Source organism: Pseudomonas xantholysinigenes (genome assembly GCF_014268885.2).
Taxonomy (GTDB): domain Bacteria; phylum Pseudomonadota; class Gammaproteobacteria; order Pseudomonadales; family Pseudomonadaceae; genus Aquipseudomonas; species Aquipseudomonas xantholysinigenes.
This window is the reverse complement of sequence record NZ_CP077095.1, coordinates 5,254,834-5,266,864: the sequence shown is the minus strand read 5'-3', so window position 1 is coordinate 5,266,864 and position 12,031 is coordinate 5,254,834. Positions and strand designations below refer to the sequence as shown.

Genomic DNA, 12,031 nt, shown 5'->3' with positions numbered 1-12,031 from the left:
AAACACCGCCACTGTACCTGCGCTATTGGTCGGTTGCCGTCCGCTGCCACAGGGCGTAGTGCACCTGGCCGGTCTTTTTCTCGCGGTGCAGGCGCCAGTTGCCCGGCATCGGCAGTGAGGAAGGGGCGGCTTCGCTTTCGGTGTAGATCCACGCCTGTTCGCGCAGCCACTGGCCCTGTTCCAGCAGGTTGCAGGTATTGGCCAGCAGGTCCTGGTGGAACGGCGGGTCGAGGAACACCACGTCGAATTGCTGCTTGGTCGGACCTTGCAGGTAGCGCAGGGCGTCGGTCTGCAGGATCTGTCCGCGCGGGCAGCGCAACAGCTCGAGGTTGTGCTTGAGGTTGGCGATGGCCGCCGGGTTGCTGTCCAGCGCCACGGCATCCTCGGCGCCACGCGACAGCGCCTCGAGCACCAGCGCGCCGCTGCCGGTGAAGGCGTCGAGCACCTGGGCGCCCTCGATGTAGGGTGCCAGCCAGTTGAACAAGGTCTCGCGTACACGATCGGGGGTCGGACGCAGGCCGTCGCCTTCCGGCACGGCCAGGCGGCGGCTGCGCCACTCGCCGGCGATGATGCGCAGCTGGCCGGGGCCCTTGCTGGCGCCCGGGGCCGGGCGCGCGGGGGTGTTGGGTCTTGCCATTAGTGCTCCGGTACACCGAGCGGTTGCTCGGCGGGTTTGTCAGTGGGGGCCGGCAGCGGCTGTTGCGCCACTTTCGGGCCGACGGTGACGATCACCAGCTGGTCCGCCGCGAGGTGCTTGTTCATCGCGGTCTTGACCTGCTCGACAGTCAGCGCCTGGGATTGCTGCATGAAATCTTCCAGCCAGCTCAGTGGCAGGTCGTAGAAGCCGATCGCGCCCAGTTGGCCGACGATGCTGGCATTGCTGGCATTGGACAGCGGGAAGCTGCCGGCCAGTTCACGCTTGGCGTCGTCCAGCTCTTGCTGGGTGGGGCCATTCTTCAGGTACTCGGCGAGGATGTCCTGGACCAGCTTGAGCGTGCCTTCGCTGAGTTCGGCGCGGGTCTGCAGGTTGATCATGAACGGGCCGCGCACCTGCATCGGGCTGAACACCGAGTACACGCCGTAGGTCAGGCCGCGCTTCTCGCGCACTTCGCTCATCAAGCGGGTGCCGAAGGCGCCACCGCCGAGGATCTGGTTGCCCAGCGACAGGGCGGCCCAGTCCGGATCGTTACGGTCGATGCCAAGCTCGGCCAGCATCAGGTGGGTCTGCTTGGACGGGAAGTCGACATGGGTCACGCCCGGCTTGGGCGCCACTGGTTGCCCGGGCTTGGCCAGGGCCGGGCCTTTGGGCAGCCCGGCGGAGACCTGGGCGGCAATGGCCTCGGCCTCGCCGCGGCTGAGGTCGCCGACCAGGGCGATCACCGCGTTGCCGGCGCTGTAGGCCTTGGCGTGGAACGCGCGCAGTTGCGCCAGGGTGATGCCGGGGATGGTCTGCGCGGTGCCATCGCTGGGGTGGGCGTAGGGGTGATTGCCGTAGAGGTTGGCGAACAGCGTCTTGCCGGCGATCTTGCCCGGGTTCTGCTTCTCGTATTCGAAACCGGCGAGCATCTGGTTCTTGATGCGCGTGAGGGCATCTTCGGGGAAGGTCGGCTTGCCCACCACCTCGGTGAACAGCTTGAGCGCCGGCTCGCGCTTGTCGACGGCGCTGAGGCTGCGCAGCGAGGCCACCGCCATGTCGCGGTAGGAACCGTTGCCGAAGTCGGCGCCCAGGCCTTCGAAGCCTTCGGCGATGGCGGTCACGTCCTTGCCGGCAACGCCCTCGTTGAGCATGGCGTTGGTCAAGGTGGCCAGGCCCGGGACGCTGCCGTCCTGGCTGCTGCCGGCGGCGAAGGTCAGGCGCAGGTCGAACATCGGCAGCTCGCGGGCTTCGACGAACAACACGCGGGCGCCTTCGGCGGTGGTCCAGTGCTGGATGTCCAACTGGCGCCGGCTCGGCGCCTTGCCATCGAGCTCGGCCAGCGACTGCAGGGTGTTGGCCGGGCGGGCCGCGGTGTCTGGCGTGGCCTGGTTGTCGGACTGGGCCGGGCGGGCCAGCAGCACCGCGAGGGCCACCACCAGCACGATGATCGCCAGGCCGAACAAGGTGTAGCGCGGTGCGCTGCGATCACTCATGAGCGGACTCCTCGGGCAGTACATGGGCAACGCTCAGGCGTTCGCGGGTGAAATAGGTGCGGGCGGCGTCCTGGATGTCCTGCGGGGTGACGCGCTTGAGGTCGTCGAGCTCGCTGTCGATCAGTTTCCAGGACAGGCCGACGGTTTCCAGCTGGCCAATGGTGGTGGCCTGGCTGCTGATGGAGTCGCGGTCGTAGACCAGGCCGGCGATGACCTGGGCGCGCACGCGTTCCAGTTCTTCGGCGCTGGGCGGGGTGGTCTTGAGTTCGTCGAGCAGTTGCCAGACGCCTTTCTCGACCTCGGCCAGGGTCTTGTGCTTTTGCACGTTGGGCGTGGCCGAGATCATGAACAGGCTGTCGCCGCGGGTGAAGGCGTTGTAGCTGGACGAAGCGCCCGCCACCAGCTCTTGGCCGCGCTCCAGCCGTGCCGGCATGCGCGCGCTGTAGCCGCCGTCGAGCAACGCCGAGATCAGGCGCAGGGCGTTGACGCTGCGCGGGTCCTTGGCGGTGGCCAGGGCCGGGACGTTGAAACCGTAGATCAGGCTGGGAAGTTGCGTGCGCAGATGCAGGGTCAACAGGCGCTGGCCGGGTTCGGCCAACTCCAGCGGCAGCTTGCTCGGCGGCACGGCGCGTTTGGGGATAGGGCCAAAGTACTTCTGCGCCAGGGCCTTCACTTCGTCGGGCTTGACGTCGCCGACCACCACCAGGGTGGCGTTGTTCGGCGCGTACCAGGATTCGTACCAGTGTCGCAGCTCCTCGACCTTCATGCGCTCGAGGTCGGCCATCCAGCCGATGGTCGGGGTGTGGTAGCCGCTGGCCGGGTAGGCCATGGCGCGGAACAGCTCGAAGGCCTTGGCGTTGGGCTGGTCGTCGGTGCGCAGGCGGCGCTCTTCCTTGATTACCTCGATTTCCCGGCTGAACTCGTCGGCGGGCAGGCGCAGGCTGGCCAGGCGGTCGGCCTCGAGTTCGAAGGCCACCGGCAGGCGGTCGCGGGCCAGCACTTGGTAATAGGCGGTGTAGTCGTCGCTGGTGAAGGCGTTTTCCTCGGCGCCGAGGTCGCGCAGGATGCGCGAGGCCTCGCCGGGACCAACCTTGGCGCTGCCCTTGAACATCATGTGTTCCAGGGCATGGGACAGGCCGGTCTGGCCCGGAGTCTCGTAGCTGGAGCCGACCTTGTACCAGATCTGCGAGACCACCACCGGGGCGCGGTGATCCTCGCGCACGACCACTTTCAGGCCGTTGTCGAGGATGAATTCATGGGTGGGCTGCACATCGGCGGCAAAAGTCGCAAGCGGCAGGCACAAGGTGCCGAGCAACAGGCCTGCGGCGCGGCGGGCTAGAGCATTCATACGGTGTTTAACCTGTTCGGCGGCCCGCTTGGGTTTAGCGTCGGCGGGCCAGGAGGTGCTAGGATACTGATCCGGTTGCCTGGCGACCATGCCTGTCGCCGTTCTGGCCCGCAGGCCCTTACGACAAAACGTTGCGCATGAACCCGATGGCCCTACGGTAGTCTGTTCTGCGTGACACGAGAATTTCCGATGCGCCGCTGCTGGCCCATCGCTACCCTGAGATAGCCGTCTTCCATGTTTGGTTCCAACGACGACAAAAAAGCGCCGGCCGCGGCTGGCGAGAAGAAAGGCCTGTTCAGCTGGTTCCGCAAGAAGCCGGAGCAACCTGTCGCCGAACAGCCGCAAAGCCCACAACCGCCGGTCGAGGCACCGGTGGTGCCGCAACCCGCCGTCGAGCAGCCCGCTCCGGTGGCCGAGGCGCCACAGCCGGCACCGGTAATCGCGCCGGTCGAACCTGAGCCTGCCGTTGCGCCTCAGCCTGCCCCGGTGGTCGAAGCACCCCAGCCTGTGCCAGTAGAGGCCCCAGCCGAGCCTGAGCCATTCGCTCTGCCGCAAGCGCCGCAGCCCCCTGTGGCAGCGGGCTTGCCCGCGAATGCTGCGGACCTGCAAACGCTGGTGGCCGAGCCAACACCCGCCGCGCCAGTGAGCAACTTGGTGCTGCCGGTCGCGGAAGAGCCGGTGGCACTGGTGCCTGACCTTGAGCCCAAGACCCCGCCCGCTATCCCCGAACGACCGGTCCCCGAAGCGGTGGCGGCTGAACCCGCCCCTGTGCTCGAGTCACAAGCGCCTGTCGCTCCCGCTCCGGCTGCCGTGGAACCGGCTCCAGTCGCTGCCGAGCCCGCCAAGCCAGGCTTCTTCGCCCGCCTCAAGCAAGGCCTGTCGAAGACCAGCGCCAGCATCGGCGAGGGCATGGCCAGCCTGTTCCTGGGCAAGAAAGTCATCGATGACGACCTGCTCGACGAGATCGAAACCCGCCTGCTGACCGCCGACGTTGGCGTCGAGGCCACCTCGACCATCGTCCAGAACCTCACGCAAAAGGTCGCCCGCAAGCAATTGGCCGACGCCGACGCGTTGTACAAGTCGCTGCAGGACGAGCTGGCCGCGCTGCTGCGCCCGGTTGAGCAACCGCTGAAGATCGAGGCGCAGAACAAGCCGTACGTGATCCTCGTGGTTGGCGTGAACGGCGCCGGCAAGACCACCACCATCGGCAAGCTGGCCAAGAAGCTGCAGCTCGAAGGCAAGAAGGTCATGCTCGCCGCTGGCGACACCTTCCGCGCCGCCGCGGTGGAACAGCTGCAAGTGTGGGGCGAGCGCAACCAGATCCCGGTGATCGCCCAGCACACCGGCGCCGACTCGGCCTCGGTGATCTTCGACGCCGTGCAGGCCGCCAAGGCCCGTAACGTCGATGTGCTGATCGCCGACACCGCCGGTCGCCTGCACACCAAGGACAACCTGATGGAGGAGCTGAAGAAGGTCCGTCGGGTCATGGGCAAGCTCGATGCCGAGGCGCCGCACGAGGTGCTGCTGGTGCTCGATGCCGGTACCGGGCAGAACGCCATCAGCCAGGCCAAGTACTTCAACCAGAGCGTCGAGTTGACCGGCCTGGCCCTGACCAAGCTGGACGGCACCGCCAAGGGCGGGGTGATCTTCGCCCTGGCCAAGCAGTTCAACATCCCGATTCGCTTCATCGGCGTGGGCGAAGGCATCGACGACCTGCGCACCTTCGAGGCCGAACCTTTCGTCAAGGCGCTGTTCGCCGAGCGGGAACCTTCATGATCCGATTCGAACAGGTAGCCAAGCGCTATCCCAACGGCCATGTCGGCCTGCACGAACTGAGCTTCCGGGCGCGTCGTGGCGAGTTCCTGTTCGTCACCGGCCACTCCGGCGCCGGCAAGAGCACCCTGCTGCGCCTGCTGCTGGCCATGGAACGTCCGACCAGCGGCAAGCTGCTGCTGGCCGGCCAGGACCTGGGCCAGATCAGCAACGCGCAGATTCCGTTCCTGCGCCGGCAGATCGGCGTGGTGTTCCAGAACCACCAGCTGTTGTTCGACCGCACGGTGTTCAACAACATCGCCCTGCCGCTGCAAATCCTCGGGTTGTCCAAGGCCGAGATCGCCAAACGCGTGGACTCGGCGTTGGAGCGCGTGTCGTTGACCGACAAGGGCGAATTGTTCCCGGCCGACCTGTCCACCGGCCAGCAGCAGCGCGTCGGCATTGCCCGCGCCATCGTCCACCAGCCGGCATTGCTGCTGGCGGACGAACCCACCGGTAACCTCGACCCGCGCCTGGCCGCCGAGATCATGGGCGTGTTCGAAGACATCAACCGCCTGGGCACCACTGTCTTGATCGCCAGTCACGACCTGGCGCTGATCGCGCGCATGCGCCACCGCATGCTGACGCTGCAACGCGGCCGCTTGATCGGCGATGGGGAGGCCGGGCAATGAGCACCACACGTACACCCAAGGTTTCCGAGCGCGTCGCGCCGAAGGCCGCCGACCCGCAACCGGGCAAGAGCAAGCGCGGCGATCATGACGACGATGGCCCGGACTTCCGTACCCTGCTGCACGCCTGGCTGGAAAGCCACCGTGCGAGCCTGGCCGACAGCCTGCGCCGCCTGGGTAAGCAGCCGATCGGCAGCTTCTTCACCTGCCTGGTAATGGCGGTGGCCCTGAGCATGCCCATGGGCTTGTCGCTGCTGCTGAAGAACGTCGAGAAACTCGGCGGTTCGTGGCAGCGCGCGGCGCAGATTTCGCTGTACCTCAAGCTCGATGCCAGCAGCCGCGATGGCGAGGCCCTGCGCGACGAGATCAAGGGCATGCCGGGCGTTGCCGAGGCCCAGTACGTCAGCCGCGAACAGGCGCTGGAAGAGTTCCAGCAGCAGTCCGGGCTGGGCGAGGCCCTGCGCGAACTGCCGGACAACCCGCTGCCTGGCGTGGTGGTGGTGACCCCGACCGAGGTCGACAAGCCCGCCTTGGAGGCCCTGCGTCAGCGCCTGTCGGAGCTGCCGCGGGTCGAGGCGGCCCAGTTGGACCTGGTGTGGGTCGAGCGTCTGGCCGCGATCCTCAAGCTCGGTGACCGGTTTGTCTTTGGCTTGGCGGTGATGTTGATTTCCGCGCTGCTGTTAGTAATTGGTAACACCATTCGTCTACATATTGAAAACCGCCGTGTCGAGATCGAAGTGATCAAGCTGGTGGGCGGCACCGACAGCTACGTGCGCCGGCCGTTCCTCTACATGGGTGCGCTGTACGGCCTGGGTGCCGGCGTGCTGGCCTGGGGCATCCTGGCGTTCGGCCTGAACTGGCTCAACGACGCGGTGGTCGGGCTGTCCGGCTTGTACGGCAGTGATTTCGCCCTGGGTGGCGTTCCCGCTGCGGACGGTCTTTCACTCTTGATCGGCGCGGTGCTGTTGGGGTATATCGGTGCATGGATCGCGGTGGCTCGCCACCTGAACGAGCTGGCGCCGCGATAATGTTTTGTGGCCAGTATTGACAAATTTTTCATAATGGAACTTGTACAACGGTTCCTTGTCTATGCTGGCAGTGCCCAAAAGGCATGAGTCTGTAAGCCGGAGGTACTTGAATGACCAATTCGTTGCAACCTGCCTATGCCCTGGTTCCCGGTGCAAACCTGGAAGCCTATGTGCACACGGTGAACAGCATCCCCTTGCTGACACCGGAGCAGGAGCGTGAACTGGCCGAGCGTCTCTTCTACGAGCAGGATCTCGAGGCCGCTCGGCAAATGGTGATGGCCCACCTGCGTTTCGTTGTCCACATCGCCCGTAGCTACGCAGGCTACGGGCTGGCCCAGGCCGACCTGATCCAGGAAGGCAACGTCGGCCTGATGAAAGCGGTAAAGCGCTTCAACCCGGAGATGGGCGTGCGTCTGGTGTCCTTCGCGGTGCACTGGATCAAGGCTGAGATCCACGAGTTCATCCTGCGCAACTGGCGCATCGTCAAGGTGGCCACCACCAAGGCCCAGCGCAAGCTGTTCTTCAACCTGCGCAGCCAGAAGAAGCGCCTGGCCTGGTTGAACAACGACGAAGTGCATCGCGTGGCCGAGAGCCTCGGCGTCGAGCCCCGTGAAGTGCGCGAGATGGAAAGCCGTCTGAGCGGCCAGGACATGGCGTTCGATCCGGCGGCCGAAGCCGACGACGACAGTGCCTTCCAGTCGCCGGCGCATTACCTGGAAGACCACCGTTACGACCCGGCCGTGCAGCTGGAAGACGCTGACTGGAGCGACAACTCCACCAGCAACCTGCATGAGGCCCTGCAGGGCCTGGATGACCGCAGTCGCGACATCCTCTACCAGCGTTGGCTGGCCGAGGAGAAAGCCACCTTGCATGAGCTGGCCGAGAAGTACAGCGTGTCGGCCGAGCGGATTCGTCAGCTTGAAAAGAACGCGATGAACAAGGTCAAGGCATTGATTACTATCTGATCGGCGCCCTGGCTGGATTGAAAAGGCCGCTTGCCTCCTGGGCAAGCGGCCTTTTCATTTGTGTTGTCTGCTCGGGCCACTTCGCCGGCAAGGCCGGCATTGCAATCACGAAACTCAAAGCTTGCGCGAAGCATCCAGCTGCATCAGGTAGCTCGGCCCACCCAGCTGACTCATCTGCCGACGGATCCATCCCGCCCGGCTGGCTACATAGGCACTCGGCTTGCCAGCACTCCACTTGATCGGGCTCGGCAGCACCGCCGCCAACTGTGCGGCCTGTTGCCGCGTCAGTCGGCTGGCATCCACACCGAAGTGATAACGCGCCGCCGCCTGGGCACCGAACACGCCCTTGCCCCACTCGGCGCTGTTCAGGTACACCTCGAGGATCCGCTCTTTCGACCAGAACAACTCGATCAGCGCGGTGAACCAGGCTTCCAGGCCCTTGCGCAACCAGCTACGCCCGGACCACAGGAACAGGTTCTTGGCGACTTGCTGGGTAAGGGTGCTGGCGCCGCGCACCTTGCCGCCACGCTCGTTGTAGGCCAGCGCGGCCTGGATCGCCGGGATATCGAAGCCCCAGTGGCTGGCGAACTTCTGATCTTCGCCGGCGATCACTGCCACTTTCAGCTCATCGGAGATATCTGCCCAGGGCGTCCAGTCGCGCTGCAGGTCGATCGGCTCGCCGCTGACCCACGACTCCACCTTGCGCTCGACCATCAGCGCCGTGCCCGGCGGCGGGACCCAGCGCAGAACCAGGACCACGGCAATACTGCCGGCGGCGAACCAGAGCAAGGCGCGGTAGAGACGGCGGAGTAGGGATGACAGCATGCTGATGGCTTGGCCGGACCGTAGGAACGGGCCATTATACAGACCCCTTTCGAGGAGTCGTCCCATGCTTCGCAGCTTCCTGATGCTCGCCGCGTTCTTCGGCTTTACCGGCGTCGCGCTCGGTGCCTTCGCCGCCCATGGCCTGAAAAGCCGGCTCAGTGCCGACTACCTGGCGATCTTCCATACCGGCGTCACCTACCAGCTGGTGCACGCCCTGGCGATCTTCGGCGTGGCGCTGCTGTCGGCGCACCTGCCCGGGCGCCTGGTTGGTTGGGCCGGCGGTCTGTTCGCGCTGGGCATCCTGCTGTTCTCCGGTAGCCTCTACGTCCTGACCCTGAGCGGCCTCGGCAAGCTCGGCATGATCACACCACTGGGCGGCCTGTGCTTCCTCGCCGGCTGGTTGTGCCTGGGCCTGGCCGCCTGGCGCCTGGGCTGACCGAACGGTCCACAATCGCGACTAATGGCGCGCGCCGCCCTTGGGTTGCGGGGTGGATCGGGGCTAGAATGCGGGCCCCAAAGAACAATGGTGGCCGTGCGCATGCGCATTCAACTGAACGGTGAACCTTACGAACTGCCCGAGGGCGAAAGCGTCGCGGCGCTGCTGGGCCGGCTTGAGCTGGCCGGTCGCCGGGTGGCGGTGGAACTGAACCTGGACATCGTGCCGCGCAGCCAGCACGAGAGCACGCCATTGAGCGAAGGCGACCAGGTCGAAGTGGTTCATGCCATTGGCGGTGGTTGAGCGCGCCCCGCCGATTCATCCAGAAGCCCGTAACCTTTCCAGAGGAACATCGATGAGCAACGTTCGCAGCGACAAGCCTTTCATCCTGGCCGGGCGCACTTTCCAGTCGCGCCTGCTGGTCGGCACCGGCAAGTACCGTGACATGGAAGAAACCCGTCTGGCCACCGAGGCCTCGGGTGCCGAGATCGTCACCGTGGCCGTGCGTCGTACCAACCTTGGTCAGAATGCGGGCGAGCCGAACCTGCTCGATGTGTTGTCGCCCGACAAGTACACCATCCTGCCGAACACCGCGGGTTGCTTCGATGCGGTCGAGGCGGTGCGTACCTGCCGCCTGGCCCGTGAGCTGCTGGATGGCCACAAGTCCCACGAGAAACGGACGCTGGTGAAGCTGGAAGTGCTGGCCGACCAGAAAACCCTGTTCCCCAACGTGATCGAAACCCTCAAGGCCGCCGAAGTGCTGGTCAAGGATGGTTTTGACGTGATGGTCTATACCAGCGACGACCCGATCATCGCCCGCCAGCTGGCCGAAGCCGGCTGCATCGCTGTCATGCCGCTGGCCGGGTTGATCGGCACCGGCCTGGGCATCTGCAACCCCTACAACCTGCAGATCATCCTCGAAGAATCCAGGGTGCCGGTGCTGGTCGATGCCGGCGTGGGTACCGCCTCCGATGCCACCATCGCCATGGAAATGGGCTGCGAGGCCGTACTGATGAACTCGGCCATCGCCCACGCGCAACAACCAGTGTTGATGGCCGAAGCCATGAAGCACGCGATCCTTGCCGGCCGCATGGCGTATCTCGCCGGGCGCATGCCGAAGAAACTCTATGCCAGCGCGTCCTCGCCGCTGGAAGGTCTGATCAAGTAAGAGCCCCCGATGACTGAATCGCAAGAAACGCCGATCACCGAAGACGGCGAAGCCCGCCCGCACCGCCGCATCAAGAGCTTCGTGATGCGCGCTGGGCGCATGACCGAAGGCCAGCAACGCGGCCTGGACCAGGGCGGCCCGCTGTTCATCCTGCCGTTGGCTGACAGCCCGGTGGACTACGACCAGGTGTTCGGCCGTTCGGCGCCGCGCACCCTGGAGATCGGCTTTGGCATGGGCCACTCGCTGCTGGAAATGGCCGCGGCCTCGCCCGAGTTGGACTTCATTGGTGTCGAAGTACACCGTCCAGGCGTCGGTGCGCTGCTCAACGGCGTGCTGACCCAGGGGCTGAAGAACCTGCGGGTGTACGACTGTGATGCCATCGAGGTGCTCAACCGCTGCGTGGCCGACAACAGCCTCGATCGCCTGATGCTGTTCTTCCCCGACCCGTGGCACAAGGCCCGTCACCACAAGCGCCGTATCGTCCAGCTGGAGTTTGCCGAGCTGGTGCGTCGCAAACTCAAGCCCGGTGGTGTATTCCACATGGCGACCGACTGGGAGCCCTATGCCGAATACATGCTGGAAGTGATGAGCGCAGCGCCCGGCTATCGTAACCAGGCGGCTGATGGCGCCTACGTGCCACGCCCCGAAGAGCGCCCGATCACCAAGTTCGAGCGCCGCGGCGAGCGCCTTGGGCATGGGGTGTGGGACTTGAAATTCGAGAAGGTGGGCTGAGCCGGGTTCGTTCGGAGCAGCCCTTCAAACCTGCGAAACTGCAGGTACAAAAAACCGCCTTGAGAAAGGCGGTTTTTTTATGCGGGCTTTGGGTTACGAGCCCTAGGCCTGCCTACTTCAGTATCACTGGAGAGACTTCACAAGCGCGATACTAGGGCTGCCTTGATACTACGTCAATGCTGGAAATATCCAGCATTAACTGTGAACGTGCCAGTAACAACATTGAGTTTTCTACTGGCGTAAAGTGGCGCCGCTCTCATGTGGATTAGTCCAGTGATGGGCCGGGAAACGAACTCATTCTCGGCCCCTTCGACGCGGCCCACGAACCGCGCCGGTAGTTTCTCGAAGGGCCACCCACCTGGCCACTTCACTGGAGAGACTTCACATGATCTCCGAAGGCGCCGAAGTGCCGGTCAAGCGCTGGAAGATTGGCCCAGCCAACACGGAGGCCAAGGCATATGAAGCGTTTGCTGAATAAGCTGAGCCGTGTCTGGAAGCTCATCCGTATCCTGGTCGTATTCAGGACCGCAAGAGACTTCCTGCGCGATCACTTCGACGATGCCCATTAAGGGCTAGTTGGGTGAGAGGCCGCCCTGGCAAGCCAGGGCGGCTTTTAGCAAGCGCTCAACCCCGCCGATCAGCCACCACGCCAATCAACACCAGCACCACCAGCAGCACCGGTGCCAGCGCATAGTTGTTGAACTGCCCCAGCCCCTTCACGACCCACGGCGTTGCGTAGATCAGTGCCGCGCCGCTGCCGATCATCACCAGCAGGGCCATGAACGGCACCCGCAGGGCGCCAGCCAAGCCGCCCAGGCGGCCTTCCACCCAGCCTTTGATATCGGTGCCGAACAGCACCAGCAGGCAGCCCACCAGGGCCAGCGAGATCTCCGACAGGTTGCTGCGGCTCCAGCGGGAAACGGTCGAGAGCAGGTCAAGTACCAGGTCCATGGGTCAT

The 12,031-nt window shown here is 64.9% G+C and carries 13 protein-coding genes; 8 read left to right on the top strand and 5 right to left on the bottom strand.

The features are described from left to right. Positions 1–22: 22 nt before the first annotated feature. The 3 genes from rsmD to HU772_RS23405 are packed head-to-tail and all read right to left on the bottom strand — an operon-like array spanning position 23 to position 3,478. Positions 23–637: a 16S rRNA (guanine(966)-N(2))-methyltransferase RsmD gene (gene rsmD / locus HU772_RS23415; RefSeq protein ID WP_186656714.1), complete on the bottom strand. Its 615-nt coding sequence runs from the start codon at positions 635–637 to the stop codon at positions 23–25. Then, complete coding sequence (locus tag HU772_RS23410; protein ID WP_186656712.1) at positions 637–2,130, bottom strand: M16 family metallopeptidase; 1,494 nt, start codon at positions 2,128–2,130, stop codon at positions 637–639. Before HU772_RS23410 ends, rsmD begins: the two co-directional genes overlap by 1 nt. Beyond that, positions 2,123–3,478 carry a M16 family metallopeptidase gene (locus HU772_RS23405; protein ID WP_186656710.1) on the bottom strand — a complete coding sequence of 452 codons (1,356 nt, stop codon included), beginning with the start codon at positions 3,476–3,478 and terminating at the stop codon, positions 2,123–2,125. Before HU772_RS23405 ends, HU772_RS23410 begins: the two co-directional genes overlap by 8 nt. Before the next feature lie 234 nt (positions 3,479–3,712). On the opposite strand from HU772_RS23405, the gene ftsY reads away from it, so the two are divergent. From ftsY to rpoH, 4 genes are all read left to right on the top strand, one after another. Continuing rightward, positions 3,713–5,254 carry a signal recognition particle-docking protein FtsY gene (gene ftsY, locus HU772_RS23400; RefSeq protein WP_186656708.1) on the top strand — a complete coding sequence of 514 codons (1,542 nt, stop codon included), beginning with the start codon at positions 3,713–3,715 and terminating at the stop codon, positions 5,252–5,254. Then, on the top strand, positions 5,251–5,922 hold the full coding sequence (ftsE, locus tag HU772_RS23395; RefSeq protein WP_186656705.1) for a cell division ATP-binding protein FtsE: 672 nt from the start codon (positions 5,251–5,253) through the stop codon (positions 5,920–5,922). Before ftsY ends, ftsE begins: the two co-directional genes overlap by 4 nt. Beyond that, the gene (gene ftsX / locus HU772_RS23390) at positions 5,919–6,947 is read left to right on the top strand and encodes a permease-like cell division protein FtsX (protein WP_186656703.1); all 1,029 of its coding nucleotides are present in this window, start codon (positions 5,919–5,921) and stop codon (positions 6,945–6,947) included. Before ftsE ends, ftsX begins: the two co-directional genes overlap by 4 nt. Before the next feature lie 110 nt (positions 6,948–7,057). Next, positions 7,058–7,912, top strand: coding sequence for an RNA polymerase sigma factor RpoH (rpoH, locus tag HU772_RS23385; protein ID WP_186656701.1), 855 nt, complete (start codon positions 7,058–7,060; stop codon positions 7,910–7,912). A gap of 114 nt (positions 7,913–8,026) precedes the next feature. Here the strand turns inward: rpoH and mtgA are convergent, their stop codons facing one another. Then, on the bottom strand, positions 8,027–8,737 hold the full coding sequence (mtgA, locus tag HU772_RS23380) for a monofunctional biosynthetic peptidoglycan transglycosylase (protein WP_186656699.1): 711 nt from the start codon (positions 8,735–8,737) through the stop codon (positions 8,027–8,029). 64 nt (positions 8,738–8,801) lie between these two features. On the opposite strand from mtgA, the gene HU772_RS23375 reads away from it, so the two are divergent. The 4 genes from HU772_RS23375 to trmB all read left to right on the top strand — a co-directional run bounded on the left by HU772_RS23375 (position 8,802) and on the right by trmB (position 11,073). Further along, positions 8,802–9,173 (top strand): DUF423 domain-containing protein, encoded by a 372-nt coding sequence (locus tag HU772_RS23375; protein ID WP_186656697.1) that lies wholly within the window; start codon positions 8,802–8,804, stop codon positions 9,171–9,173. A gap of 102 nt (positions 9,174–9,275) precedes the next feature. Further along, complete coding sequence (gene thiS / locus HU772_RS23370) at positions 9,276–9,476, top strand: sulfur carrier protein ThiS (protein WP_186656695.1); 201 nt, start codon at positions 9,276–9,278, stop codon at positions 9,474–9,476. Between the two features lie 52 nt (positions 9,477–9,528). Further along, positions 9,529–10,341, top strand: a complete 813-nt coding sequence (locus HU772_RS23365) for a thiazole synthase (RefSeq protein WP_186656692.1) — start codon at positions 9,529–9,531, stop codon at positions 10,339–10,341. Between the two features lie 9 nt (positions 10,342–10,350). Further along, positions 10,351–11,073, top strand: coding sequence for a tRNA (guanosine(46)-N7)-methyltransferase TrmB (gene trmB, locus HU772_RS23360; protein ID WP_186656690.1), 723 nt, complete (start codon positions 10,351–10,353; stop codon positions 11,071–11,073). Between the two features lie 624 nt (positions 11,074–11,697). Here the strand turns inward: trmB and HU772_RS23355 are convergent. After that, positions 11,698–12,024, bottom strand: coding sequence for a DUF3392 family protein (locus HU772_RS23355; protein ID WP_110735365.1), 327 nt, complete (start codon positions 12,022–12,024; stop codon positions 11,698–11,700). Between the last annotated feature and the right edge of the window lie 7 nt (positions 12,025–12,031).

Coding starts and splice junctions, on each gene's coding strand:
- rsmD (WP_186656714.1), bottom strand. CDS start 637: ATGGCAAGACCCAACACCCCCGCGCGCCCGGCCCCGGGCGCCAGCAAG.
- HU772_RS23410 (WP_186656712.1), bottom strand. CDS start 2,130: ATGAGTGATCGCAGCGCACCGCGCTACACCTTGTTCGGCCTGGCGATC.
- HU772_RS23405 (WP_186656710.1), bottom strand. CDS start 3,478: ATGAATGCTCTAGCCCGCCGCGCCGCAGGCCTGTTGCTCGGCACCTTG.
- ftsY (WP_186656708.1), top strand. CDS start 3,713: ATGTTTGGTTCCAACGACGACAAAAAAGCGCCGGCCGCGGCTGGCGAG.
- ftsE (WP_186656705.1), top strand. CDS start 5,251: ATGATCCGATTCGAACAGGTAGCCAAGCGCTATCCCAACGGCCATGTC.
- ftsX (WP_186656703.1), top strand. CDS start 5,919: ATGAGCACCACACGTACACCCAAGGTTTCCGAGCGCGTCGCGCCGAAG.
- rpoH (WP_186656701.1), top strand. CDS start 7,058: ATGACCAATTCGTTGCAACCTGCCTATGCCCTGGTTCCCGGTGCAAAC.
- mtgA (WP_186656699.1), bottom strand. CDS start 8,737: ATGCTGTCATCCCTACTCCGCCGTCTCTACCGCGCCTTGCTCTGGTTC.
- HU772_RS23375 (WP_186656697.1), top strand. CDS start 8,802: ATGCTTCGCAGCTTCCTGATGCTCGCCGCGTTCTTCGGCTTTACCGGC.
- thiS (WP_186656695.1), top strand. CDS start 9,276: ATGCGCATTCAACTGAACGGTGAACCTTACGAACTGCCCGAGGGCGAA.
- HU772_RS23365 (WP_186656692.1), top strand. CDS start 9,529: ATGAGCAACGTTCGCAGCGACAAGCCTTTCATCCTGGCCGGGCGCACT.
- trmB (WP_186656690.1), top strand. CDS start 10,351: ATGACTGAATCGCAAGAAACGCCGATCACCGAAGACGGCGAAGCCCGC.
- HU772_RS23355 (WP_110735365.1), bottom strand. CDS start 12,024: ATGGACCTGGTACTTGACCTGCTCTCGACCGTTTCCCGCTGGAGCCGC.